Source organism: Burkholderia sp. KL41, from assembly GCF_057005415.2.
In genome coordinates this window covers 431,419-456,281 of record NZ_CM174447.1, presented here as the reverse complement: position 1 = coordinate 456,281, position 24,863 = coordinate 431,419, and the positions used below count along the sequence as shown (strand labels likewise).

Here is a 24,863-nt window from a genome sequence, read left to right as displayed (position 1 = left end):
GTTCGCCGCATGAGCGCCCGCGCTCAGGGCAGCTTCGCGATACGCTCGACGAGCGTCGCATAGAAGCGGTCCGCGTCGACCTCGTTGATCCACGTCGCGTTCGCCGCGCGGCCGCTGCGCCCGTTCCAGTCGACGACGGTCTCGCCGAGCGTCCACTGCCCGGTCGTCTCGACCATCACGTTCACCTTGCGCCCGCCGAACAGCGTCGGATCGACGAGGTAGCCGACCGCGGTCGGGTCGTACATCGGTGCGTCCTCAGCGCCGCGCCGCTTCTTGTTGTATGCGAGTTCGGCATCCATGATGTCCGCGACGATCGCGCCGCAGCGGTTGCCGAGCGCACGGAACGGCGCGACGCGCGCCGGCGTGATCGGCGCCTTCACCGCGACATCGCGCGGCAGCACGACGATCGGCACGCCGCTGCCGAACACGACTTCGGCCGCCTGCGGATCGACATAGATGTTGAACTCGGCGGCCGGCGTGATGTTGCCGCGCTCGAAGAACGCGCCGCCCATCAGCACGATCTCGCGCAGTGCACCGCGAATCTGCGGCGCCTCGACCAGCGCGGTCGCGACGTTCGTCAGCGGGCCGAGCGCGCACAGCGTCACGCTGTTCGGCGCCGCGCGGCTCAGCGTATCGACGAGATACGACACCGCGTGGCCGGCGGCAAGCGGCGCGCGCGGCGCGGGCAGCTCGACGCCTTCGAGCCCCGTCTTGCCGTGCACGTTCGCGGCCGTCACGAGCTCGCGCACGAGCGGCCGCGGACAGCCCGCGTAGACCGGCAGCGTCTTCGTGCGGCCGGCCCAGTCGCGGATGATCCGCGCATTGCGTTCGGTCAGGTCGAGCGGCACGTTGCCCGCGACGGCGGTCAGCGCGCGCACGTCGAGGCGGTCCTGCGCGCCCAGCGCGAACAGGATCGCGATGGCGTCGTCCTGCCCCGGGTCGGTATCGATGATCACCGTGCGGCGCGCGGCATCGCCGCCGGCGGCGAACGCGCCCGTCTCGGGCAGCAGCGCGGTGCCGGCCAGCGCGGCGGACAGTTTCAGGAAGGTGCGGCGGGATGCGATCGGATGGGTCATGGTCGGGCGCTCAGAAAACGTGCCGGACGCCGAGCGTCGCCATCATCTGGCGCGTGCCGGTCGAGCGCGCATACGCGAAGATCTGCGCATGGTCCGCGTCGCCGGCCGCCTGCTGCGCGATCACCGTCAGCGCGACGTCGGTGCGTTTCGACAGGTAATAATCGCCCTGCAGGTTCACCTGGTGCCATTTCGGCCGCTTGTCGATCACGTCGTACTTGCCGTTCGTGAACGCATACGCGGCGCCGAGAAAGAGCTGCGGTGTCATCGTGTAGACGACGTTCACGCCGAGGTTCTGCAGGTGCAGGTGCGAATTGTCGAGGTAATCGTAGCGCACGTCGGTAAACATCGCGGCGAACTGCGCGCGGCCGATCGTGTAGAAACCGCCGGTGCCCGCGATCCGCTGCCGGCTGGCGTAAGCCGCGGGCGTCATCGCGCTCTTGCTGAAGATCAGCAGCGGCGACGCGTAGTCGTTCGCGATCGCGCCGTCCTGGTTCGTCGCGCTGTAAGGGTGGTTGTACTGCGCGTAGACCGCGCTCCAGCGCAGCGGGCCCTGCTCGTAGCCGAGCCCGAAGCTGTAGGCGCTGTTGTTCGCGAAACCCGTCGCGTTGCTGAAGCCGTACAGCGCGGTGAATTTCAGGCCGTGGTACACCGGGCTCACGTACTTCACCGAGTTCTGCACGCGGATGTCGTTGTAGCCGTTGTCGTTGTCGCCGATGTTCACGCCGTTGCTCGCGATGATCACCGGCCCGATGTAGTCGTGGATCGCATCGTACTGGCGGCCGAACGTCAGCGAGCCGTAGGTGCGGTCGGCAAGGCCGACGTAGGCCATCCGCCCGAACTCGCGGCCGTTCTGCGCGGCCGTGCCCGTCATCACGTTGAAGCCGTTCTCCAGCTGGAAGATCGCGGACAGCCCCTGCCCGAGATCCTCCTTGCCCTTCAGCCCCCAGCGCGGGTTCTGGTTCGTGCCGGACAACGCCTGCCAGGCGTTCTTGCCGCCCTGGTTGGTCGCGAACCCGACACCGGCCGAGATGAGACCGTACAGCGTGATGCTGCTTTGCGCACAGGCATGCGTCGCGAAGGCGCCGAGCATCGCGAGCGGGGCGAGCTTGTAGAGAGTTTTCATGCGGGTCGTGTGATCGGTGGTGGTCCAGGCGCGGCAGGGTTCCGCGAAACTGGCCTCGACTATACGAACCCGGATCGGATAATAAAAGTTTGCTTTTCTTATGTATCAATAAAACGGATTTATTCTCACCCCGGCATCGCCCGCGGCCGTCAGCCCTGCGAACCGGCGGTCAATCCGCCGTGTCGCCGCCCTTCGGCACCTTCGACCACGCGTTGCGCCCCGGCATCGGCGCCCAGGCCGGGCGGGTCTTGCGCGCGCTGTCGACCACGACCAGATAACGGCCCGCGATCGGCGTGATGTCGCGGTCGCGACGCAGCACCCACAACGACTTGCCGGCCTCGACACGCGCCTGGTAATCGTCGTCGAGCAGGCCGTGCCGATCGAAGAACGTGTTCAGCGACGCGGGAATCCGCACGCAGCCCTTCGAGTGCCGGATGCCGAGCAGCGCTTCGAGCCGGTCGGGATCGGTCGCATGCATCTGGAAGCGCATCGGCGACACGCCGCCCTTGCCCCAGCCGCGCTCGCCGTCCACCCAGCCGAAGTCGTAGATGCGCATGTCGCGGCGGCCGTAGCCGCGAATGCCGTTCTCGTTCGTCGTGCCTTCCGCGCGGAAATCCATGTTGTCGGGCGAGTGATGGAACACGCCGAGCGGCGTCAGGAAATGGTCGTACTTGCCCGGCAGCCCGGTGCCGACCGGCGATGCGCCGATCATCAGCCACGCGTTGGCCGGCGTTGCACGGAAGTAGATGAAGAGCGCCTGCACGTTCGGCGCGCGGTCGACCATCGCGACGTATTCGCCGGCGAGGTCGCCGAGATCCGCATCGGTGAGCGCCTCCTGGAGCCGCTGGCCGTAGGCGCGCTGCTCGCTTGCCGGCACGTTCAGGCGCCGCGTGACTTCCTGCGTGAAGCGCTTGCGCATGTCGACCGCGCGCGCCGTCGCATTTTTTGCTTCTTCGGCCGATAGCGGCGGATGTCGGCGTGGCGGTGTCGGCGCGGGTGCTTCGGCCTCGCCCGCGGCGGTGGCGGAAGCGGGCGCGGCGGCGGATGCGGCGGATGCGGCGGAAGCGGCGGAAGCGGCGGAAGCGGCGGAAGCGGCTGAGGCGACGTCGGCAGCGGAAGTGCCGGAAGCAGTCGATGCACCCGATGCCGCGCTGGCAGGCTCCGCATGACGCTCGTGCGACGCTGCAGACGCGGGCTGTCCGGCCGACGCCCCCAACGGCGCATGCGCAGGCGAGCTTCGATGCGCATGAGACACCACCGACGCGGGCGACGCAACTGATGAGGATGACGGAGCAACGGACGACGAAGGGGCGGACGCGGCAAACGCAGGCTGCCCGGCGAGCACGGGAACGATCAGGGCAACAGCGAGCGACACATACGCGGCGACTGTGCGGGTACGGCAACGCGACTTCGACATTCGCCGCGTCAGGCTGAAAAGCATCATACGTTCGAAGCCATCGGCCGATCCGGCCGCCGCATGCTGCTGTTGCGGGCGGCGCATCTTCCGCGCGAGCCATCGACACGTCCGGCGCATCGTGTGCGCCCGGCGCCGACGCCTCTTCGCGGCGGAGCCGTTCGCCGATGCAACGCGTACGGTCCGATGGCGGCTAATGAGTCGTCAGGCCCTTCATTCTACGCGTCCGCGCATGAATCTTCAGCGACGCAAATCGTGGTTTCATGGCGAATTTGCGCTTCGTCACGCTTTGTTTCAACTCGTTTCCGCACGCATCTTTCGATGCATGGCAATCTCGCTGGTTGAACATTCGAGTCCGACAAAGGGCGCTGCTTTTTCGCCGCGGTGCGATGGCTTCGCCGAATCGATTCGGAAACCGGATCATTCCCGACGAGCCGTACACACCGGCCGCGCAGTGCGATGCGATCGCACTGCACGCATGCAGCACGAACCGTGCGACACGCGTGCACGATCACCGGTCACTTCGAGATGGCTTCGAGCGCGATACCCTTCGTGCGCGGCCCCATGAGCCCGATCGCGGCCATCACGATCACCATCGCGCCCGCGATGAACGCGAACACGCCGAAGGTGCCGAAGCCCTTCAGCACGGCCGCGATCACGAACGACGAGAAGATCGCCGAGAAGCGGCTCCACGAATAGACGAAGCCGACGGCCCGTGCGCGGATCGACGTCGGGAACAGCTCGGCCTGATACGCGTGGAAGCTGTACGACATGATGTTGCTGGCGAGCGTGAGGCCGATGCCGAGCACGATCAGGAATGCGCCGACCGTCGTCTGGCTGAACAGCAGCCCGCACACGACGATCGCCGCCGCCATCGCGACGATTACCGACTTGCGCTCGAAGCGGTCGGCGATCACGAGGCCGATCAGCGGGCCGACCGGTGCGGCGAGCGCGATCACGCTCGAATACATCAGGCTCGACGTGATCGTGATGCCCTGCTTGATCAGCAGCGTCGGCACCCAGTTCGCGAAGCCGTAGAAGCCGACCGTCTGGAACACGTTGAAGATCGTCATCATGATCGTGCGGTTGCGATACGGCTGCACCCACATGTCGCGGAAGCTGCCGCGCGGCGGCACGGGCTCGGCGGGCGCCGGCGGCGGCAGCGGCCGTCCGTATTCGGCTTCGACCTTCGCCTCGAGCGCGCGCATGATGCGGTCGGCTTCGTCGACCCGGCCCTGCTGCGCGAGCCAGCGCGGGCTTTCCGGCAGTTCGCGGCGAATCCACCACACGAACAGCGCGCCGTGCGCGCCGATCAGCACGACCCAGCGCCAGCCGTCGAGGCCGAACGGTGCGTGCGGCACGAGCAGGTAGGCGAGAAACGCGACCACCGGCACCGCGACGAACCCGACCGCCTGCTCGCACGCGAATGCGCGGCCGCGGATCTGCTTCGGTACGAGCTCGGAGATGTACGTGCCGATCGTCACCATCTCGACGCCGAGGCCGAGACCGACGACGAAGCGCCAGAAGTTAAGCCCGGCCGCGGTGTCCTGGAACGCCATCACGACGTTGGCGGCCGTGTACCACAGCAGCGACCACGTGAAGATCGCGCGGCGGCCGAAGCGGTCGGCGAGGAAGCCGCATGCGATCGTGCCGATGAAGAGGCCCGAGAACAGCGCGGCGATGAAGCTCGCGACGCCCGTGGTGCCGAACAGGCCATGCGTCGTCGCGGAGAGGATGCCGCTTTTCACGAGGCCGGGCGCGACGTAGCCGCTGTAGAGCAGGTCGTAGAGCTCGAAGAAGAAGCCGAGGCTCAGCAGGACGACGAGCTTCCAGACGGTACGCGTGGGCGGCAGGCGGTCGAGGCGGGCCGAGATGGAGCCGGGGTCGACGGGAGGGGATTGGGCGGGTGCCTGCGAAAGGCTGTCCGTTGAGGCCATCTTGGGCGCGTCTCCTGTTCGTGTCGTGTTGTTGTCCGGCGACCTTCGAGCCGCCGTCGGGCGAATCGCTGCATTGTACCGGCACGTCCGTCCGACGCGAGCGCACCCCGGCCCCGATATCCGGCGCGCGACGACGGGCCGGCTGCACGCCGTACGTCGAACCGATTCGGGTGCCTCATTTTTGGGCGGACCAACGTGTAACTTTCGTAACCGTCTGTCGGGTACGGAAAACGCGCAGGAACGGCGACCCGGCGACGCATCGCGGCGGCGCAGGCCCCACCGTCCGGGCCTGATGCGCCGTTTCGCTCGGCCGCACGCCGCCGGAATCTCCACAAACGGGGTACGCAATCAGTACAACCACGCGTTCCACACCCCGGTAACATGCTACCGGGCCAACCACCGGCTTCCGGGCACCTTTCGGCGCCCGGCCTTGTCGGCAAATCGTAAGCATTCCATGTCCATACAACGACTATCCACGTACGCTTGCCGGATCGCGCTGATCGCATTGCTGCAGTTCGCGGCGATCGCAACCGCGTCGGCGTTTCCGGAGGCCGCTTCCGCCCCGGGCGCAAGCGGCGTCGGCGCGCCCGTGCCCGCCATCTCGCTGCCCGACGCCATCGCGCAGCTCAAGCAGATGCAGGTCGAGCTCGACCGCATCAAGCAGCAGACTTCGACCGCGTCGAGCAGCAAGGAGCTGGACGCGCTCGACGACTCGGCGCAGGAGCTGAGTACCGACGTCGTGAAACTGCAAAGCGATCTCACGCCCCAACGCGCGCAGATTCAGGCACAGCTCGACGTGCTCGGGCCGCCGCCCGCCGAGGGCGCCGCGCCCGAAACGGCAGCCGTCGCGAAACAACGGGCCACGCTTGACGCGCGCAAGACGCAGCTCGATGCGGCGCTGAAGCAGGCCGCCGACCAGAAGACCAACCTCACGAACCTCGCCGAACAGTTCGCGAAGCTGCATCGCGGCCTGCTGAAGAACCAGCTCGCGTTCCGTTCGGGCGGCATTTTCAGCGCGCAGTTCTGGCTGCCGCTGTTCCATCTTTCGCCGGACGATACCCAGCGGCTCAGGGACTTCGACGAAGAAATCCGCGACATGCTGCGCTCGTCGTGGGTACCCGGACAAAAGGCGATCACCGCGCTGCTGCTGATTGCCGCGATCGCGGCCTGGCTCGGCGGCCGCCGGCTCCTCGAGCGCGGGCTCGCCTGGTTATGCGTGAACCGCCTGCCGGCCACCCGCCTGCGCCGCAGCGCGCTGGCGTTGTCCATCGCGCTGTCGACCCTGCTGGCCACCGCCGTTGCCGTTCAGATCCTTTACCTCGCCGTCGCGCGCCGTTACGACCTCACGCCGGGGCTGACCGATCTGTGGGACCAGTTCGCGAAGCTCGCCGCGACCTGCGCACTGATCGCCGGGCTCGGCCGCGCACTGCTCTGCACGAAGCATCCGTCGTGGCGCCTCCCCGCGCTCGCCGATCCCGTCGCGCTCGCGATGAAGCCGTTCCCCGGCATCCTGGCCGCGCTGCTGCTCGTGTCCGGCACGCTCGAATCGATCAACCGGATCGTCGACACCAGCCTGTCGGTCACGCTGTTCGGTCGCGGCATCGTGTCGCTCGTCGTCACGCTGACGGTCGGCGCGTCGCTGTTGCGCGCCAACCGCGCGCGCGCCGCGCTCGCGGCAGCAGGTGAGGCGCCCGAACAGCGCTCGACGCTCGCCGGGCTGATCCATGCCGGCGTCACGCTCGCGATCGTCGCGTCGTTGATCGCACTCCTGATCGGTTACATCACGGTTGCACGCTTCATCACGTACGAACTCGTGTGGTTCGAGATCGTGCTGTGCACGACCTACATCCTGATCCAGTTGACGCGCGACGCGAGCGAAAGCCTGTTCTCGTCGAGCCTGTCGACGGGGCAGCAGATCAAGCACCTGTTCGCGCTCGAGGACCGCCACCTCGACCAGGCGCGCACGGTGCTGTCCGGCTTCGGAACGAGCCTGCTGATGCTGATCGCGGCCATCGCGCTGGTGACGGGCGGCTTCGGCACGACCCCGGGCGACCTGCTCGACAGCGCGGTCGCGATGATCGGCAGCCAGCGGCTGCAGAGCCTGAACATCATGCCCGACCGGATCCTGAACGCGGTAATCGGGTTCGCGATCGGCTTCTACCTGTTGCGCTCGCTGCGACGCTGGCTCGACAGCGAGTTCATGCCCGCGCTCGGCATGGATACCGGGATGCGCGTGTCGCTGATCACGCTGTTCACCAACGTCGGCTACGTACTGCTGGTGCTGATGACGCTCGGGCTGCTCGGCGTGCGGTGGAACAACCTCGCGTGGATCGTCAGCGCGTTGTCGGTGGGTATCGGCTTCGGCCTGCAGGAGATCGTGAAGAACTTCGTGTCCGGGCTGATCCTGCTGACCGAGCGCCCGGTGAAGGTCGGCGACATGGTCAGCATCGCGGGCGTCGAAGGCGACATCCGCCGCATCAACGTCCGCGCGACCGAGATCCAGCTCAGCGACCGCTCGACCGTGATCGTGCCGAACTCGCAGCTGATCTCGCAGAACGTGCGCAACGTGACGATGGGCAACAGCACGCAGGGCGTCGCGACGCTGGTGCTGACGTTCCCGCTGAACACCGATCCCGAGCAGGTGCGCGACCTGCTGCTCGACGCGTACCGCGAGCACCAGGCGATCCTCGAGAAGCCGGCGCCGTCGGTCACGTTCAGCCAGCTCACGCCGGACGGGATCACGCTGAGCGTGACGGGCTACGTGTCGAGCCCGCGGATCGCGAGTTCGACGAAGAGCGATCTGCTGTTCGAGATCCTCAAGCAGTTGCGCGCGGCGGGGATCACGCTGTCGAGCCCGCAGATGCTGGTCGTGCAGAACATGCCGGCAGTCGGAGAGGCAGGCAACGCATAGCGACGCATGGAGACGCATCGCGCGCGCCACCGTCCGCACCTGAAGAAACGAAGGGCCGGTACCGCAACGCGGTAACCGGCCCTTCTCGTTCACGCACGGCGCCCGATATCGGGCGCCCCGCCTCACACGTCGAACTTCACACCCTGCGCCAGCGGCAGCTGCCGGCTGTAGTTGATCGTATTCGTCGCGCGGCGCATATACGCCTTCCACGCATCCGAACCCGACTCGCGGCCGCCGCCCGTTTCCTTCTCGCCGCCGAACGCGCCGCCGATCTCCGCGCCGCTCGTGCCGATGTTCACGTTGACGATCCCGCAGTCGCTGCCCGCTGCCGACATGAACTGCTCGGCCTCGCGCATGTCGTTCGTGAAGATCGCCGACGACAGGCCTTGCGGCACCGCGTTGTGCAGTTCGATCGCATCGTCGAAGTTGTCGTAGACCATCACGTACAGGATCGGTGCGAACGTCTCGCGCTCGACCACGGCCGATTGCTTCGGCATCCGCACGATGGCCGGACGCACGTAGTACGCATCCGCGTGACCGACGTCGACGCGCTCGCCGCCCTTCACCTCGCCGCCCTGTTCGCGTGCATCGCCCAGCGCCTTCTGCATCGCATCGAACGATGCGCGATCGACCAGCGGGCCGACCAGCGTGCCTTCTTCAAGCGGGTTGCCGACCTTCACCGACGTGTAGGCCTTCTCGATGCGCGGCAGCAGTTGCTCGACCAGGCTGCGATGCACGATCAGGCGGCGCAGCGTCGTGCAGCGCTGGCCGGCCGTGCCGACCGCCGCGAACGTGACCGCGCGCACCACGAGATCCAGGTCCGCGCTCGGCGCGACGATCATCCCGTTGTTGCCGCCGAGTTCGAGGATGCCGCGCGCGAGACGCTGGCTCAGCACCTTCGCGACTTCCTGGCCCATCCGCACGCTGCCCGTCGCGCTGACGACCGGCACCTTCTTCGACGCCGTCAGCACCTCGCCGACATCGCGCATGCCGAGCACCAGCTGGCTCAGGCCCTTCGGCGCGACGCCCGGATGCGTCTTCTCGAACTCGCGGAGCGCCTTCTCGAGCAGCACGTGGCACGCGATCGCGGTGAGCGGCGTCTTCTCGGACGGCTTCCACACGACCGAATCACCGCACACGAACGCGAGCGCCGCGTTCCAGGCCCACACCGCGACCGGGAAGTTGAACGCCGAGATCACGCCGCACACGCCGATCGGGTGCCACGTTTCCATCATCCGGTGGCCCGGGCGCTCGGATGCGATCGTCAGGCCGTAGAGCTGGCGCGACAGGCCGACCGCGAAATCGCAGATGTCGATCATTTCCTGTACTTCGCCCAGGCCTTCCGACGTGATCTTGCCGGCTTCGAGCGTGACGAGGCGGCCCAGTTCGGCCTTGTGCTCACGGAGCACGTTGCCGAACACGCGCACGAACTCGCCGCGCACCGGCGCCGGCACCGTGCGCCACTTGAGGAATGCGTCGTGCGCGGCGTCGATCTTGCGCTCAGCGTCGGCGGGCGTGTCGACGGCCAGCGTCGCGAGCGTCGCGCCGTCGAGCGGCGAACGCGCGGTCAGCGCATTGCCTTTCCACTGGGCGAGATCGATATCGAGCGCGGCAAGAATGTCGTTGAATTGCATCACTTCCTCTTCAGGGACAGATTGATCGGTGCGGCGGCAGCGCCGCCCGCGTGATTCGATTGGAGCGCGTTCGCGCGCCCTGTGCAAGCGGATGCGCCGCGCGGCAGGCCCGGTGCGCCGTGCGGCGCATCGCGCCGCGCCACCGCCGGAAGCCCGGCCGGACGGCGCGCTCCCGCCTCGCAAGGCACGATCCATGAAACACATTGTCGGTGGCCACAAGTCGGGCCGCTATTGATATTAACTCACGACTTCATTCCGAAAACGCAACAACTCGGCACGCCGATCCGATGCGCTTGCGCGCCGATATGGGACGTTCCCAAAGCCCGTAGACGGGCAGGAGGACACATCGCAACACGACGCAAGTTGATGACAATCCTGCATCACCCTGTGCGGAAATATCGTTTGCCGGCCGTGCATCGGGCACACACAATCGTTGCGACGTCGAGGTGCAACGCACCCGGCGCGCCGCCGGCCGCCACAACGGCAGCCGGACGCCTGACGAAGGCGACACGCACCGCGCCCCGGCTCACCGGCGCGCTTTCGCACCGCATCACCGCTGCCCGGCCCGCCGCCGGCAACGCGTCGCGCTTCGTCACCGAAAAATAATCCCGGAGACAGCGCCCAGCGCCCGCCATGCATTCAGATGCCCGCCCCGATTCACCCCGTCCGTCCGGCTCGCCGCCCGCGAAGCCGTCCCTCCACCGTGCACTGCAGGCACGCCATCTGCGGATGATCGCGATCGGCGGCTCGATCGGCACGGGCCTGTTCGTCGCGTCCGGCGCGTCGATCTCGCAGGCCGGCCCCGGCGGCGCGATGCTCGCGTACATGGTGATCGGCCTGATGGTCTATTTCCTGATGACGAGCCTCGGCGAAATGGCCGCGTTCATGCCGGTGTCGGGCTCGTTCGCGACCTACGGCGCGAAGTTCGTCGACGAAGGTTTCGGCTTCGCGCTCGGCTGGAACTACTGGTACAGCTGGGCCGTGACGCTGGCGGTGGAACTCGTCGCCGCGCAGCTCGTGATGCATTACTGGTTCCCGCACGTGCCGGGCGTCTGGTGGAGCGCGCTGTTCCTGACGTTGATCTTCGCGCTCAACGCGCTGTCGGTGCGCGGCTTCGGGGAAGCCGAATACTGGTTCGCGCTGATCAAGGTGCTGACGGTGCTCGCGTTCGTCGGCGTCGGCCTGCTGATGATCTTCGGGATCATGCAGGGCGGCCCGAGCGCGGGCTGGGGCAACTTCACGATCGGCGACGCGCCGTTCGCCGGCGGCTGGGCGACGATGCTCGGCGTCGCGATGATCGCGGGCTTCTCGTTCCAGGGCACCGAAATGATCGGCGTCGCGGCCGGCGAATCGGAAAACCCGCGCACGACGATCCCGCGCGCGGTGAAGCAGATCTTCTGGCGCATCCTGCTGTTCTACGTGCTCGCGATCTTCGTGATCGGCGTGCTGATCCCCTATACCGACCCGAGCCTGCTGAAGAGCGACGTGACCGACATCGGCGTGAGCCCGTTCACGCTCGTGTTCCGCCACGCGGGCCTCGCATTCGCGGCCGGCGTGATGAACGCGGTGATCCTCACGGCCGTGCTGTCGGCCGGCAACTCGGGCATGTACGCGTCGACGCGGATGCTCTACAACCTCGCGGTCGAAGGCCGTGCGCCGAAGATCTTCGCGAAGCTGTCGCGCGGCGGCGTGCCGCGCAACGCGCTGTATGCGACGACGGCCGTCGGCGCGCTGTGTTTCCTCACGTCGCTGTACGGCGACAAGACCGTGTACCTGTGGCTGCTGAACACGTCGGGCATGGCCGGCTTCATCACGTGGCTCGGCATTGCGGTCAGCCACTACCGGTTCCGCAAGGGGTTCCTGAAGCAGGGCTACCGGCTCGACCAGCTGCCGTACCGGTCGAAGTGGTTCCCGTTCGGCCCGCTGTTCGCATTCGCGTTGTGCACGGTCGTCGCGCTCGGCCAGGATTACCAGGCGTTCCTCTCCGACAAGATCGACTGGGTGGGCGTCGCCGCGACCTACATCGGCCTGCCGTTCTTCCTCGCGATCTGGCTCGGCTATGCACTCGTGCGCAAATGCCGCCTCGTGCGCTACGAAGACATGGAAATCGCGCCGTGGATCGAACGCAACGCAACACCCGAAACCGCGCCGCAGGCCGAAACCGGCTACGCGGGCTACATCGCCCGTCCGGCCAACCCGACGCCGGGCACCTGACCGCGCGAGTCGGCCCGCACCGGCCCGCACCAGCCCACTTCGCACCGGCCGCCGCCCAGTCGCGACAGCCGGTGCCCCGCGCCCCCATTCGACGCGGCGCGCGCGTTCAGGCAAGATCGACGCGCGCCGCCTGTTTTTCCGCCGTCACGAGTCAACGAAATCGCATGCAGAACTTCTACGAAGCCACCGTTACCCGCCAGCCCTACCCGCAACTGACCGGCACGATCGATACGCAGGTCTGCATCGTCGGCGGCGGCCTCGCCGGCCTGTGCACGGCGCTCGGCCTCGTCGAGCGCGGCGTGCATGACGTCGTCGTGCTCGACAGCGAGCGGGTCGGCTTCGGCGCATCGGGCCGCAACGGCGGCTTCGTCTTCGGCGGCTACAGCCTCGACAACGCCGACCTGCTGCGCACGCTCGGCCGCGACGAGGGGCGCCGGCTGTACCGGCTCACCGTCGAGGCAGTCGACCTGATCCGCGCGCGGATCGCGCGCTACGGCATCGACTGCGACATCGTCGACCAGGGCGTGATGCTCGCGAACTGGTTCGACGATCCTTCGAGGCTCGACAGCGTGCGCACGCTGATGAAGGACGAACTCGGCGTCGACTGGGAACCCGTTTCGACGGACGCGCTGCGCAAGCGGCTGAAAACGCAGCGCTATTACGGCGGCCTGTTCGAGCCGAACGCGTTCCACTTCCATCCGCTCAAGTACGTGCTCGGCGTCGCGGCGGCCGCATCGCGCGGCGGCGCGCGCGTGTACGAACGCTCGGCCGCGCTCGGCATCGCGCGCGAAGGCGCCGGGTACGTCGTGCGCACCGCACAGGGCACGGTGCGCGCGAAGGACGTCGTGTTCGCCGGCGGCGGCTATGCACGCGGCGTGTCGCCGCGCATCGAGCGCGCGGTGCTGCCGATCGCGACCTACGTGATCGCGACCGAGCCGCTCGGCAACCGCCTGCCCGACGCGATCGACGCACCGTACGCGATCTACGACACGCGTTTCGCGTTCGACTATTACCGCCCGCTGAAGGACACGCGCATCCTGTGGGGCGGCCGGATCTCCGTGCTCGACCGCGGCCCCGACGCGATCGCCCGCCTGCTGCGGCGCGACCTGCTGCGCGTGTATCCGCAACTGGAAGACGTGAAGGTCGACTACGCGTGGGGCGGGCTGATGAGCTACGCGCGGCACAAGATGCCGCAGATCGGCCGCGACGCGGACGGCGTGTGGCACGCGATCGCGTTCGGCGGCCACGGGATGGCGCCGACCACGGTCGCCGGCGAAGCGCTCGCGGCCGCACTGGCCGAAGGCCGGCCGGTGCCGGAAGGCTTCAACGCGTTCGGGCTCACGCGCACGTTCGGGCTGGCGGGCCTCGCGGCTGCGCAGCTCACGTACACGGCGTACCAGGCCCGCGACGCGCTCGCGTCCTGCCGCCGCTGAGCGGCCGCGGCGGCCGGAACCGCCCTGCCGATTAGAGCGGAAGGTCGGCCGGGCGGGGATTTCCCGCATGCTAGAATGCATTTTCCACGCCGCCGAAGCCACAATAAAGTCACATGAAAGCAGGAAGCAAGGCCGCCACGTCCGATACCCGCGCGCTTCCGTCCGATGCGCGGCGCAAATACGATCCCGAGCAAACCAAGCGCAACATCCTCGATGTCGCCACGCAGGAATTCTCCGCGATGGGGCTCGCCGGCGCGCGCGTCGACGCAATCGCCGAGCGTACCAACACGACGAAGCGGATGCTCTACTACTACTTCGAAAGCAAGGAAGGCCTGTACGAGGCCGTGCTGGAGAAGGTGTACGGCGACATCCGCGCACTCGAGCAGGAGCTGCACGTCGGCGACATGGAGCCGCGCGAAGGCATGCGCCGCCTCGTCGAATTCACGTTCGACTATCACGACAAGCATCGCGACTTCGTCCGCCTCGTGTCGATCGAGAACATCCACGGCGCGAAGTATCTCGAACAGCTCAAGTCGTTCAAGAACCGCAACGTCAGCATCATCAAGACGCTCGAGGAACTGGTCGAGCGCGGCGCGGCGAGCGGCGCGTTCCGCAAGGACATCGACGCATTCGACCTGCACCTGCTGATCAGCTCGTTCTGCTTCCACCGCGTGTCGAACCGCTACACGTTCGGCGCCGCGTTCGGACGCGACCCGTCGGCGCCGCGCCTGCGCGCCCGGCATCGCGACACGATCGCCGACGCCGTGCTGCGCTACGTCGCCGCATAAGCGACGGCGGCGGCCGGTTTCCCGACCGGCCTCATACCGGACGCGCGACATCCGCGCCCGTCGCCTTCTCTCAGGTCAGTCCGTCGGCACGGCCGACGCCAGTGCGATCCGCGCCTTCTCTTCCGGGCTTCCCGCCACGTAATACTTCTTCGCCCAGCTCGAATCGGGCGCAAGCGCGAGCCGCGCATGCGTGCCCGTGCCGGTGCCCGTGCCGTGCTGCTGCTTCGCATCGATCGCCAGCGCCCGTGCACGATAGTGCTCGTAAAGCCGCAGGAATTCCGCGAGATAGATCGCCGCGATCCGCTTGTCGCGGATCTCGAGCAGGTTCTCGTCGTTGTACTGCTCGGAATTGCGGCTCATGTTCGCCGAGCCCGTATAGACGACCGGATTCGCGCCTTCCGCGTCGATCAAGATGAACTTGTGATGGATCACGACCGGCGGAAAGGCCGGCGCCGGCTCGCCCGGAAAGAGGCGCAGCTCGGGCTCGAAACCCTGCGGCACGGTGGCCGGCGAGAAATACGCGGCATCGATCACGTCGCGGTTGTCGCGGCTGCGGTGATACAGCTCGAGGTTCGCGAGCGTCGCCGCATCGAGCGTCTGGCCGGCCTGCTGCGCGGCATCGGCCTTCGTCGCGCTGCCGGCGTTGATCCGGTTCACCAGCCCGAACATCATCAACCCGCGGTCGCCGGCCGCGAAGCACGCGTCGCGCAGCGCCGCGTCGGTCGGCATGAACAGGCAGAACGACACCGAATGCTTCGCGGCCGCGATCGCGGCGACGATCGTGTCGATCTCGGTGCGCTGCCCCGCCGGCTCCGGCGAAAACGCGAGCCGCACCTGCGCGCTGCCGATCGTCATCGGTTCCGACCAGCCCGGCGACAGCCGCGCGGTCGCCGCGATCGGCGGATTCCCGGCCAGCGCATGCGCACGCGCGTTGTAGAGCGCGGCAAGCTCGGGCGAATCGAACGCGTGCAGCACGTTCGCCTGCTCCGTGAGCCCCTCGGTCGTGAAGTTCGCGGAACCGGTCAGCACGCGCGCGGGCGCCGGGTTCGACGCCGCATCGGTCACGATGAACTTGTCGTGCATGATGTGCGTCCTGTCGCGCGGCGCGAGCGTCGCGAGCCCCTGCAGCGCATCGACGGCCGGCTGGTTCGGCGACGGTAGCGGCGGCTTGCCCTTGCGCGCCGTCGTGTGCGCGTCGTAGACGATCGCGAGCGACGCTTCGCCGTGGGTGCGCCCGAACGCTTCGAACGCGGGCAGCGCCCACAGCGTGTCGGTCAGGTGATAGACGGCCGACGCCGCGCGCGATGCCGGATCGAGCATCTCCGCGAACACCTGCTCCATGTCGTTCGCGAGCCAGGTGCGCAGCTTCAGCGCCTGCGCGTCGCTCGGCGCCGCATTCGGCGCGAGGCCCAGCGCCGCCACCTGCTTCGCGAACGCCTGCGAACTGACCACCGCGCGGTTGAACCACGTGCCGATGCCGTCCTCGACATGGGCGGGCAGCACGACGTCGCACACGCCGGCTTGCGCGTCGAGTACCTGCAGATTCGCCGGCGTGCCGACGACCGGATACACGTCGTAGCGAAACGACGCGCCGCGATCCTGCGGATCGATGCGCGCATCCCACCACATGAATTTCTGGATCGGCGCCTGGTCGGTCGGCGCGTCGCCCTGCGTGTGCGCGGCCGGGCCGTCGAACGTCAGGCGGTTCGGCAGCCAGCTGTCCGGCACGCGCGTCTTGCCGTCGGCCGACCAGAAGCCCGGCGTGCGCCGGATCGCGAAACCGAGGAAATCGGCACGCGACGCCGCATCGGGCCAGTCGAAGGCCAGCAGGACCAAGGTGGGGGAAAGATAGCTGCGCACGCTGACGGTCATTCGTTGCTCCCTGGCCTGGCGGCCGGTCGAGGTGAATGAGTCAGTCTTGACGGCGGTTCTTCCCGCGGAATGACGGTTCGATGAACCTTGTATGTCCGGCGCGCGTCAGTCGCACACGAGCAGCTCGATCCCGCGCGCGGTCAGCGCGCGGCGCACGGCCTTGTCGGGCGCGCGCTCGGTCACGAGATAGCGGGCGGCGGCCGTGCCGTTGATCCGCACCGGCGTCACGCGGCCGAATTTCGAATGGTCGGCGACGATCATCGCCGTGCCGGCCGCCGCGATCATCCGGCTGCGCACCTCGGCCGCGAGCCGCGAGTAGTCGGTGCATTCGCCGTCGGGCGTGATGCCGCCGGCGCCGATGAACGCGAAATCGACGTGGTACTGCGCGAGCTGCTGGATCGTGTCGAGCCCGAAGGTGGCATCCTCGTCGTCGGACAGCTCGCCGCCGAGCAGCGTCACGCGGTTGCCGTTGCGTCGCGCGAGCACGAACGCGGTGCGCCAGTCGTTCGTGTAGATCGACAGCCGGTGCCGGTCGGCGAGCGCGAGCGCAACCGCATGCGGCGTGCTGCCCGAATCGATCAGCACCGACGCATCGTCGGGCACGAACTCGGCTGCGCGCCGCCCGATCGTGCGCTTCGCTTCGGCATTCGCGGCTTCGCGCTCCGACAGGCTCGGCTCACGGCGATCCGCGGCCAGCGCGCCGCCGTGCGTCATCACGAGCAGGCCGCGTGCGGCCAGTGCGTTCAGGTCGCGCCGCACGGTCTCGCGCGACACGTCGAGCGAGCGGACGAGTTCCGCGACCGACAATGCGCCCGACCGTCCGAGCTCCGACAGGATGAATTGATGACGTTGTTCCGCCAGCATCGCGTGTGCGCCCGAGGCGACTGGTAATGGGTAAGCCGCCCATTGTATTACGGCCGTTTGACCGGCATTTGACGGCGGCGGGACGCCGGGCAGGCCGCGTTTCCCGAAAGCGAAATTCTGTATTGCCCGACGCGCGCGAATCGGCGCGGCGCCGGTTGCTACACTTTGCGCTTCGCCGAACGACAGACCAAGCAAAGGGGCTCGCGCCATGTATCGCAAAGGCAGTGTGATCGAAATCCAGTTTCCACCCGAACGACTCAACGACGCGGCCGGCGATCCGTACTGGATCGACCTGACGCTCGACGAGGCCCGCCGGCTCTACGAACAGCTCGCCACGCGCTTCGCGACCGACGCCCGCGCCAACCAGCCGCTCGACACGTTCTCGATCGACTGACTTCCGCTGCTTCACGCCCGCCCGCTGCGCATGCCGGGCGGCGCTCGTCCCGTTCCCGCGGCACCGCCCGGCCCGCACCGACGGCCGCACGTGGCGCACATTCGGCATGCCGCATGAGTGCAGGATTCGACAAGACGCCGGCATCGCTTCCCCCGATACTGGCCGACTTCACGATTCTGTCCGGCCGCATCGCGGCCCGCCATGCATGCTGACCTCGCTCGTCGCCGCCGCTTTCGTCGCACTCTGGTCCACCGGCTTCATCGTTGCGCGGGCTATCAAGCCCTACGCCGATCCCAACCTGTTCCTGCTCGCGCGTTTCGCGGGCACGGCCGCGCTGTTCGGCGCGGTGGCGCTCGTCGCGCGCGCGCCGTGGCCGGCCCGGCGCGAATGGCCGCGCCACCTGATCGCGGGTGCGCTGCTGCAGGGCGTCTATCTCGGCGCGAGCTACTGGGCCGTCGCGCAAGGGCTGAACGCAGGTGTCATGGCGCTGCTCGGCGCGCTGCAGCCGCTCGCCACCGCCGTGCTCGCCGTACCGCTGTTCAACGAGCGCCTGCCCGCGCGCGGCTGGCTCGGAATGGCGCTCGGGCTCGCCGGCGTCGCGCTCGTGCTGGCGCCGAAGGTGACGGGCGGTGTCGCGCCGGCGCCAGGCGCCGCGCCTGCGTGGCTCGTCGTCGCCGTCTCGGTGCTCGCGGTCGGGTCGATCACCGCCGGCTCGCTGTACCAGAAGGGCAAGCTCGCGCAAAGCGACCTGCGCACGGCGGTTGCCGTGCAGAATTTCGGCGCGGCGATCGTCGCGGCCGTCTTCGTCGCGCTGCTTCACGAAACCCGCTGGATCGGCGCGCCGGCGTTGTGGGTGTCGCTGGTGTGGGGCGTCGTGTTCCTGTCGGGCGGCGCGGTCACGATGCTGATGTGGATGCTGCGCCGCGGCAACGCCGCGCGCGCGACGTCGCTGCTGTTCCTCGCGCCGCCGCTGGCCGCGCTGCAGGGCTACTGGCTGTTCGGCGAAACGCTCGCGGCGATCCAGCTCGCCGGCTTCGCGCTCGCGCTGGTGGGCGTCGTGCTCGCGCGGCGCTGACGCGCGCCGCCGGGCCGGTGCCCGCGTCGGTGTCGGTGTCGAAGTCGGGCGCAGGGATGCCCGTCACGCGGCATCCTGCACCCGCCCGGCGCACCGTGCACCACGGCGATGCAGCCCGTCTCGCCGATGCAACGCGAAACCGCCGGAACGCACGCCCGGCGCGGCACCGCGCCGCGATTGCGCTTATGATGGGCGCCTTGAATTTCGTTCCGGAACTTCCTTCATGACATCCGCCGATTACGCCAGCCGCCAGCGCGCGATCATTGCCGAACTGAACGTTGCCCCGCACTTCGACGCCGAGGCCGAGATCGACCGCCGCATCGATTTCCTTGCGCAATATCTTCGTTCGACCGGCCTGCGGTCGTACGTGCTCGGCATCAGCGGCGGCGTCGATTCGTCGACGGCCGGCCGGCTCGCGCAACTGGCGGTCGAGCGCCTGCGCGCCGACGGCTACGATGCGCGCTTCATCGCGATGCGCTTGCCGAACGGCGTGCAGAACGACGAAGCCGATGCACAGCGCGCGCTCGCGTTCGTGCGCGCGGACGAGGTGCTGACGGTCGACGTGAAGCCGGCCGCCGATGCGATGCTCCGCTCGCTGGTCGCCTCCGGCCACGCATTCGAAACGCCGGCGCAGCAGGATTTCGTGCACGGCAACATCAAGGCGCGCGAGCGCATGATCGCGCAGTATGCGGTGGCCGGCGCACGGCGCGGCATCGTGATCGGTACCGACCATGCGGCCGAATCGCTGATGGGTTTCTTCACGAAATTCGGCGACGGCGGCGCGGACATCCTGCCGCTCGCGGGCCTGAGCAAGCGGCGCGTCCGCGCGGTCGCGCGTGCGCTCGGCGGCGAGGAGCTGATCGTGATGAAGGTGCCGACGGCCGACCTCGAGGAACTGCGCCCGCTGCGGCCCGACGAGCACGCATACGGTGTGACCTACGACGAGATCGACGACTTCCTCGAAGGCAAGCCGGTCGAAGACCGCGTGTACGAAACGGTGCTGCGCTTCTTCGACGGTTCGCGCCACAAGCGCGCTCTGCCCTACACGCCGTTCGACTGGCCGGCAGCGTAAGGCGCGACCGCGGCACAACGACTGCCGCGTCGCAATCCTGCGCGACGGCCTGGCGACTGGCCGGCAGCGCCGGAGCCCAACCGCCGCGCGCGGCCATGACGGCTACGCGCGGCAACCCGGCGGCGGCCCCCCCTATGCGTGCCCGCCCGTCTTCGACGCCTGCAGCGCGCGAATCCGCATCCGCGCCCCCGTATCGCTCACCGTCGCGTCGTACATCGCCGCGAGATCGCGCTTGAGCGCGGTACGCGAGCCGCCGTCGAGATACACCATGTGCCCCGACGGATAAAAACGCGCGGACAGGTTCTGCCGCACCTTCTGGTCCTCGAGCGGCATCTGCTGCAGGTCGATCACGGTCTGGTAGAACGGCGTGACGAAATCGTAGAAACCGTTCGCCGACAGCACCTTCAGGTCGACGTTCAGCGCCATCACCGCGGCGAGATCGCCGGCCGTATAGAGGATCACGTTCCCCTGCGCATCGATACCCTGCTGCGCGCCGGTCGGATCGATGTGGCTGAAATCCCAGTTCCGGAACGCCTGGTCGTTCAGGTCGGTGAACGCGGAATTCGACGTGAACTTCAGCTGCTCGTTCAGGTAGCTGTTCCACATCGCCGTATAGACGCCCGTCACGGCCGTCATCGTCGGATCGTTGCCGCCCGAGTTCGGGTCGATCTTGCCGGCGATGCCCGACGAGATCCCGGTCACGCGGCCGTCGTACGAGCCGAGCGCGAGCCCCTGCGCATGCAGCAGCGTCGTCAGGAACAGCGAATTGCCGCGCGCGTCGTAGCCGGCGATGTCGAGGCTCCACGATTGCAGCGTCGCCGTATCGATGCCCGTGTATTGCGACAGCTTCTGCACGGCGGCCGGGGCCGCATGCGGGACCGTGCGCAACGCGTTCAGGTAGTCGGTGCGCGCGAACTGCGCGACTTCCTCGACGAACGCGCCGAGATCGGTCGGCGCCGGCGTGATGCCGAGCTTCTTGTGATACCACGCATCGGCCGCCGCGGTCGGCAGCGCACCGACCGGGTTGCCGGCCTGCCGGTAGTCGAGGATCGACGATTGCAGCGTGACGCCGTTCAGGTCGACGCCGTCCTCATGCAGCTTGTACGCGAGCACGCAGCTGCGCGCGGTGCCGTACGATTCGCCGAACAGGTATTTCGGCGAATTCCAGCGGTTGTTCTTCGTCAGGTAGCGCTTGATGAACTGCTTCAGCGAATCCGCATCCTGGTCGACGCCCCAGAAGTTGCGGTTCTTGTTCGGCGCGACGGCCGCCGAATAGCCGGTGCCGACCGGGTTGATGAACACCAGGTCGCTGTGGTCGATCATGCTGTCCGGGTTGTCTTCCATCTGGTACGGCACGGGCGGCGTGAACCCCGGCATCGACGTCTTGATGCGCTTCGGTGCGAACGAGCCCAACAGCACGAACACCGACGACGAGCCGGGCCCGCCGTTGTAGAAGAACGTCACGGGCCGCGTTTCTTCCTTCGCGCCGTCGGCCGTGAACGCGACGTAGAAGAGCTTCGCGGCCGGCAGCGAACTGCTCGGGTCGACCGTCACGAGATGGCCGGCCGTCGCCGTGTAGGCGATGCGCTTCCCGTCGATCAGGATCGTGTGATGCGTGATCGCGGCGGCCTCGGTGGTGTCGGTCACCGAATCGTCGGGGCCGTTGCCGTAAGCAACCGGATCGAAGAACGGCTGGTCACGGCCGTGGCTCAACGCGACCGGGTTGACGGTCGGCGGCACGCCATGCGAATTGTGGTCGCCGTGATGCAGCGGATACACGCCGCCGGAAGATGCGGAATCGATGCCCATCGTGCTGCTCCTGGAGGTGAGAAAAAGGCGCGGGCAGGAAGCCCGCGCCATGCGGAAAGACGTGTACCGCGGCCGTCAGCTCGACGGCTTGCGCGTCAGGATCGCGGCGAGCTGCGCGCCGTTCGGGCTGCCGAGGCCCGTGCAGGCATCCCAGCCCTGCGCGGCCGCGTAGGTCCCGTTCGAGCCGTGCGTGATGTCGCGCAGCGCACCGGGATTCCTGTAGAGCACCGGATTGACCCAGCCGGCGGACGCACCGCCCGCCGCACTAGCCGCCGCGTTGATGCGCGCGATCAGCGCGGCCCACAGCGGCGCGACCGCGCTCGTGCCGCCCATCACCGTGGCCGTGCCGGCGATCGACACTTCGTAGCCGGTCTGCGGCGACGCATCGCCGGCGACGTCCGGCACGCCGCGCTTCGCGAGCGGCACGCGGCTGCCGTCGGCCAGCGTCGCGGCAAGCCCCTGCTGCCACACCGGCAGGTCGAACAGCGTGCTGACGCCGCCCCCGCCCGCGCCGCCGCCGGCTGCCTCGTCGTTCCACGCGACCTCGCTGCGGATGCCCTGCCCGGGCAGCGCGTCGAGCTGCGTGCCGCCGCAGCCGAGCACATACGGGCTCGATGCGGGGAAGTCGACATGATCGGCGCCGTCCTGCAACCCGTCGCCGGAGCCGCTGTCGCCGGAGGCCGCGCATACCGTGATGCCCTGCGCGGCCGCCGCCTGCAGCACGCGGTTGAACGCCTGAGCGGACTGCGCCTGCCAGATGGCCTCCGGGCCGCCCCAGCTGATCGAGATCACCGACGGCTTGTTGGTCGTGTCGCTGACGGCCGCGTTGACGGCCTGGATGAAGCCCGCGTCGCTGTTCGCCGCGAAATAGACGGCGATCTTCGCGGCCGGCGCGATCGCGCCGGCGATCTCGATGTCGAGCGCGACTTCACCGTCCGGGCCGCTCGGATCGCCGGTCGGCGTGTTGCGGCCGGTGCCGACGTTGACGTCGACGAGCGTCGGCGGCTTCGTGATGCCGAGCCCGCGGAAATACTGCTGGATGTCCGCCGCGCGGTAGCCGCCGCCGAGCTCGATGATCGCGATGCACTGCCCGGCGCCGTCGCCGGCCGGGAAGCCGTACAGCGATGCGAGCTGGACCGGGGTGAACGTGACGCCCGCCGCGCCGCCGCGCGCGGGCGTGAACGGCGGCCTCAGCCGGAAGTGCGGCCGCGCCTGCGGACGGCTGTCGAGGCCGAGCACGGCCGTGACGGCGTCGCCGAGATCGTCGGGCAGCGCGATCGGGCCGGAGCGGCCGCGATACTGGCCGATCGACCGATGCTCGAAGCGCTCGAGCTTGACGCCGAACGCGGCTTCGAACTGCTGGATCGTGCCGGACACCACGACGACGCTTTCGACCGGATCGACGCGATCGACCGTCAGCTGGTGGCGATGCGCGAAGTCCTCGGCCTTGCGAATGTCGTCGGGATTGGCGGAAAAACGTTGCGCGAAGGTTTCGCGCGACACCGGTTTCGCTTGCGCGTCGCCGGTGGCGAGCTGGTGAAGCAGCGTATCGAGTTGCCCTTCTTCCTGCCGCCGCAACATGATCGTGACGTGGATGCGTTCTGCCGGATCGCACGGGCCGAGGCACTTGGACTCGGCGACGATTCGGGGTTCACGGTCGGCGTGAAGATGCCTTGCCATGTTCAGACCCTCCTTGGTACCGCGTTGCACGGAACAGCCAGGAAATCGGACAGGGCCGGCGGGAGACGGTTCCGTTCGGTCGTTCGGGTTCGCGACAGCGCGAAGTAACAGGGAGTTTAGATCAGTCAGACGATTTGCGCGCACGCCCTTCTGCGGCGGGGCGCATGCGCGGGCCGGCATTGCGCGCGGCCCTCATCGGATGCGGCGACGCGCCGCGCGACCTGCGCCGGCGCAGCGCCGCCGCGGCACTCAGTCCATCGACAGGCGCAGCGCAAAGCCGATCAGCGCCGCGGAAAACGTCCAGCGCTGCACCGTCTGCGCAAGCGGATGCGCACGCATCCACGCGGCGATCCGCGACGCGCCGAACACGCACGCGAGGTCGAAGCACACACCGGCCGCCACCAGCAGCGCGCCCAGTTCGAACATCTGCAACACGACCGGCCCGGCCTCGGGGCGCACGAACTGCGGCAGCAGCACCGAGCAGAACAACAGCGCCTTCGGGTTCAGCAGGTTGGTGAGCAGGCCCTTCACGAACGACTGCCGCAACTCGCCCGCCGTGGCCGCCGCGTCGCCGTCGCCGAGCGCGAACACGGGCGAACGGAACACCTGGATCGCGACATACGCGAGATACAGCGCGCCGCCGTAGCGGATCACTTCGTACAGCCACGGCGCGCCGCGGATCAGCGCCGCGACACCGCAGGCGGACAACGTCACGTGCGCGGTGCGCGCGAGCGACAGGCCGGCGGCCGCCGCCATTCCCGGCCGCACGCCGCGGCCGATGCTGGTCTGCAGCACGAGCGCCATGTCCGGCCCCGGCACCGCGTAGATGGCCGCCAGCGCGGCGAGATAAATCAACAGCAAATGCGTGGAAATCATGGTCTGCCCCTCTCCTCTTACGGCGATATGTTGCCGCTGGAGCGCGAGGGATTATTGGCCATCTTTGGTTCAGGATTGGCGATCCGTAGGGGAATCCGCCACAATCTCTGAATCCGCATCAGGAATCCGCCATCATGACCGAACTCGACAAGACCGACCGCGCCATCCTGGCCGCGGTGCAGCGCGACGGCCGCCTGCCGATCGCCCGCCTCGCCGACACCGTGGGCCTCTCCGAGACCCCTTGCGCGCGCCGCCTGAAGCGCCTCGAAAACGACGGTTACATCGAGCGATACCGCGCGCAGCTGTCGCGCCAGGCGCTCGGCTTCGGCGTCGTTGCGTTCGTGCTCGTGCGGTTCGCGACGCACGACCGCAAGACCGCCGACCGCTTCGAGCGGGAAGTGCTCGGCATCGAGCGGATCCTGGCGTGCCACAACGTGGCGGGCACCGCCGATTATCTGCTGCAGGTCGTGGCGCGCGATCTCGACGATTACGGCACGTTCCTGCGCGAATCGCTGCGGATGCTGCCGGGCGTGACGTCGATCGAATCGGCGCTGTCGCTGCGCGAGGTCAAGCACGACGCGGGGCTGCCGGTGCCGTGATGCCGGCGCGGGCACGCTTCACGCAAGCCGGGCCCGACACCCGTTTCGTCACTTCGACGCCCATCGATGTGGGCCGCGTCGGGCCGCGCCGC

19 protein-coding genes are annotated in these 24,863 nt (G+C 68.3%); 9 read left to right on the top strand and 10 right to left on the bottom strand.

Annotated elements, in window-relative coordinates:
- Window positions 1–23 precede the first annotated feature (23 nt).
- The 4 genes from PQB87_RS19700 to PQB87_RS19685 form a co-directional block, all read right to left on the bottom strand.
- Entirely contained in the window at window positions 24–1,076 is a 1,053-nt protein-coding gene (locus PQB87_RS19700) for a nucleoside hydrolase (RefSeq protein WP_059685314.1), read from the bottom strand.
- 10 nt (window positions 1,077–1,086) lie between these two features.
- On the bottom strand, window positions 1,087–2,199 hold the full coding sequence (locus tag PQB87_RS19695) for a porin (RefSeq protein WP_489243529.1): 1,113 nt from the start codon (window positions 2,197–2,199) through the stop codon (window positions 1,087–1,089).
- Window positions 2,200–2,368: 169 nt separating this feature from the next.
- Window positions 2,369–3,733, bottom strand: coding sequence for a hypothetical protein (locus PQB87_RS19690; RefSeq protein WP_489243528.1), 1,365 nt, complete (start codon window positions 3,731–3,733; stop codon window positions 2,369–2,371).
- Between the two features lie 398 nt (window positions 3,734–4,131).
- Window positions 4,132–5,550 carry an MFS transporter gene (locus PQB87_RS19685; protein ID WP_048025425.1) on the bottom strand — a complete coding sequence of 473 codons (1,419 nt, stop codon included), beginning with the start codon at window positions 5,548–5,550 and terminating at the stop codon, window positions 4,132–4,134.
- A gap of 454 nt (window positions 5,551–6,004) precedes the next feature.
- Here PQB87_RS19685 and PQB87_RS19680 point away from each other — a divergent pair, with 454 nt between their 5' ends.
- Window positions 6,005–8,461 carry a DUF3772 domain-containing protein gene (locus PQB87_RS19680; RefSeq protein ID WP_489243527.1) on the top strand — a complete coding sequence of 819 codons (2,457 nt, stop codon included), beginning with the start codon at window positions 6,005–6,007 and terminating at the stop codon, window positions 8,459–8,461.
- 122 nt (window positions 8,462–8,583) lie between these two features.
- Here PQB87_RS19680 and amaB read toward each other — a convergent pair whose 3' ends face one another.
- Window positions 8,584–10,095, bottom strand: coding sequence for an L-piperidine-6-carboxylate dehydrogenase (gene amaB / locus PQB87_RS19675; protein ID WP_027790541.1), 1,512 nt, complete (start codon window positions 10,093–10,095; stop codon window positions 8,584–8,586).
- Window positions 10,096–10,461: 366 nt separating this feature from the next.
- Between amaB and PQB87_RS19670 the strand changes: the two genes are divergently transcribed.
- From PQB87_RS19670 to PQB87_RS19655, 4 genes are all read left to right on the top strand, one after another.
- Window positions 10,462–10,701 (top strand): hypothetical protein, encoded by a 240-nt coding sequence (locus PQB87_RS19670; protein ID WP_124628408.1) that lies wholly within the window; start codon window positions 10,462–10,464, stop codon window positions 10,699–10,701.
- A 27-nt stretch (window positions 10,702–10,728) separates the two neighbouring features.
- Window positions 10,729–12,309: an amino acid permease gene (locus PQB87_RS19665; RefSeq protein WP_431208072.1), complete on the top strand. Its 1,581-nt coding sequence runs from the start codon at window positions 10,729–10,731 to the stop codon at window positions 12,307–12,309.
- 164 nt (window positions 12,310–12,473) lie between these two features.
- Complete coding sequence (locus PQB87_RS19660) at window positions 12,474–13,742, top strand: NAD(P)/FAD-dependent oxidoreductase (protein WP_060068368.1); 1,269 nt, start codon at window positions 12,474–12,476, stop codon at window positions 13,740–13,742.
- Window positions 13,743–13,855: 113 nt separating this feature from the next.
- Window positions 13,856–14,530 (top strand): TetR/AcrR family transcriptional regulator, encoded by a 675-nt coding sequence (locus PQB87_RS19655; protein ID WP_011353990.1) that lies wholly within the window; start codon window positions 13,856–13,858, stop codon window positions 14,528–14,530.
- A 75-nt stretch (window positions 14,531–14,605) separates the two neighbouring features.
- Here the strand turns inward: PQB87_RS19655 and PQB87_RS19650 are convergent, their stop codons facing one another.
- Together PQB87_RS19650 and PQB87_RS19645 are read right to left on the bottom strand one after the other, a co-directional pair.
- Complete coding sequence (locus PQB87_RS19650) at window positions 14,606–16,402, bottom strand: phospholipase D-like domain-containing protein (protein WP_489243524.1); 1,797 nt, start codon at window positions 16,400–16,402, stop codon at window positions 14,606–14,608.
- A gap of 105 nt (window positions 16,403–16,507) precedes the next feature.
- Window positions 16,508–17,266, bottom strand: coding sequence for a DeoR/GlpR family DNA-binding transcription regulator (locus tag PQB87_RS19645; protein WP_021161157.1), 759 nt, complete (start codon window positions 17,264–17,266; stop codon window positions 16,508–16,510).
- Window positions 17,267–17,474: 208 nt separating this feature from the next.
- On the opposite strand from PQB87_RS19645, the gene PQB87_RS19640 reads away from it, so the two are divergent.
- The 3 genes from PQB87_RS19640 to nadE all read left to right on the top strand — a co-directional run bounded on the left by PQB87_RS19640 (window position 17,475) and on the right by nadE (window position 19,807).
- Window positions 17,475–17,660, top strand: coding sequence for a hypothetical protein (locus PQB87_RS19640; RefSeq protein ID WP_021161156.1), 186 nt, complete (start codon window positions 17,475–17,477; stop codon window positions 17,658–17,660).
- A gap of 205 nt (window positions 17,661–17,865) precedes the next feature.
- Complete coding sequence (locus tag PQB87_RS19635; protein WP_027790534.1) at window positions 17,866–18,735, top strand: DMT family transporter; 870 nt, start codon at window positions 17,866–17,868, stop codon at window positions 18,733–18,735.
- Window positions 18,736–18,958: 223 nt separating this feature from the next.
- Window positions 18,959–19,807, top strand: a complete 849-nt coding sequence (gene nadE / locus PQB87_RS19630) for an NAD(+) synthase (protein ID WP_060343866.1) — start codon at window positions 18,959–18,961, stop codon at window positions 19,805–19,807.
- A gap of 132 nt (window positions 19,808–19,939) precedes the next feature.
- Here nadE and PQB87_RS19625 read toward each other — a convergent pair whose 3' ends face one another.
- The 3 genes from PQB87_RS19625 to PQB87_RS19615 form a co-directional block, all read right to left on the bottom strand.
- Window positions 19,940–21,616, bottom strand: a complete 1,677-nt coding sequence (locus PQB87_RS19625; protein ID WP_489243523.1) for a S10 family peptidase — start codon at window positions 21,614–21,616, stop codon at window positions 19,940–19,942.
- Between the two features lie 75 nt (window positions 21,617–21,691).
- Window positions 21,692–23,296 (bottom strand): S53 family peptidase, encoded by a 1,605-nt coding sequence (locus PQB87_RS19620; RefSeq protein ID WP_111943480.1) that lies wholly within the window; start codon window positions 23,294–23,296, stop codon window positions 21,692–21,694.
- A gap of 249 nt (window positions 23,297–23,545) precedes the next feature.
- Complete coding sequence (locus PQB87_RS19615) at window positions 23,546–24,172, bottom strand: LysE family translocator (RefSeq protein WP_060068364.1); 627 nt, start codon at window positions 24,170–24,172, stop codon at window positions 23,546–23,548.
- 134 nt (window positions 24,173–24,306) lie between these two features.
- Between PQB87_RS19615 and PQB87_RS19610 the strand changes: the two genes are divergently transcribed.
- Window positions 24,307–24,771, top strand: a complete 465-nt coding sequence (locus PQB87_RS19610) for an Lrp/AsnC family transcriptional regulator (RefSeq protein ID WP_011353982.1) — start codon at window positions 24,307–24,309, stop codon at window positions 24,769–24,771.
- Window positions 24,772–24,863: the final 92 nt, after the last annotated feature.

Coding starts and splice junctions, on each gene's coding strand:
- amaB (WP_027790541.1), bottom strand. CDS start 10,095: ATGCAATTCAACGACATTCTTGCCGCGCTCGATATCGATCTCGCCCAG.
- PQB87_RS19625 (WP_489243523.1), bottom strand. CDS start 21,616: ATGGGCATCGATTCCGCATCTTCCGGCGGCGTGTATCCGCTGCATCAC.
- PQB87_RS19615 (WP_060068364.1), bottom strand. CDS start 24,172: ATGATTTCCACGCATTTGCTGTTGATTTATCTCGCCGCGCTGGCGGCC.
- PQB87_RS19665 (WP_431208072.1), top strand. CDS start 10,729: ATGCATTCAGATGCCCGCCCCGATTCACCCCGTCCGTCCGGCTCGCCG.
- PQB87_RS19680 (WP_489243527.1), top strand. CDS start 6,005: ATGTCCATACAACGACTATCCACGTACGCTTGCCGGATCGCGCTGATC.
- PQB87_RS19635 (WP_027790534.1), top strand. CDS start 17,866: ATGCTGACCTCGCTCGTCGCCGCCGCTTTCGTCGCACTCTGGTCCACC.
- PQB87_RS19620 (WP_111943480.1), bottom strand. CDS start 23,296: ATGGCAAGGCATCTTCACGCCGACCGTGAACCCCGAATCGTCGCCGAG.
- PQB87_RS19650 (WP_489243524.1), bottom strand. CDS start 16,402: ATGACCGTCAGCGTGCGCAGCTATCTTTCCCCCACCTTGGTCCTGCTG.
- PQB87_RS19695 (WP_489243529.1), bottom strand. CDS start 2,199: ATGAAAACTCTCTACAAGCTCGCCCCGCTCGCGATGCTCGGCGCCTTC.
- PQB87_RS19640 (WP_021161156.1), top strand. CDS start 17,475: ATGTATCGCAAAGGCAGTGTGATCGAAATCCAGTTTCCACCCGAACGA.
- PQB87_RS19645 (WP_021161157.1), bottom strand. CDS start 17,266: ATGCTGGCGGAACAACGTCATCAATTCATCCTGTCGGAGCTCGGACGG.
- PQB87_RS19685 (WP_048025425.1), bottom strand. CDS start 5,550: ATGGCCTCAACGGACAGCCTTTCGCAGGCACCCGCCCAATCCCCTCCC.
- PQB87_RS19610 (WP_011353982.1), top strand. CDS start 24,307: ATGACCGAACTCGACAAGACCGACCGCGCCATCCTGGCCGCGGTGCAG.
- PQB87_RS19660 (WP_060068368.1), top strand. CDS start 12,474: ATGCAGAACTTCTACGAAGCCACCGTTACCCGCCAGCCCTACCCGCAA.
- nadE (WP_060343866.1), top strand. CDS start 18,959: ATGACATCCGCCGATTACGCCAGCCGCCAGCGCGCGATCATTGCCGAA.
- PQB87_RS19700 (WP_059685314.1), bottom strand. CDS start 1,076: ATGACCCATCCGATCGCATCCCGCCGCACCTTCCTGAAACTGTCCGCC.
- PQB87_RS19655 (WP_011353990.1), top strand. CDS start 13,856: ATGAAAGCAGGAAGCAAGGCCGCCACGTCCGATACCCGCGCGCTTCCG.
- PQB87_RS19690 (WP_489243528.1), bottom strand. CDS start 3,733: ATGCGCCGGACGTGTCGATGGCTCGCGCGGAAGATGCGCCGCCCGCAA.
- PQB87_RS19670 (WP_124628408.1), top strand. CDS start 10,462: ATGACAATCCTGCATCACCCTGTGCGGAAATATCGTTTGCCGGCCGTG.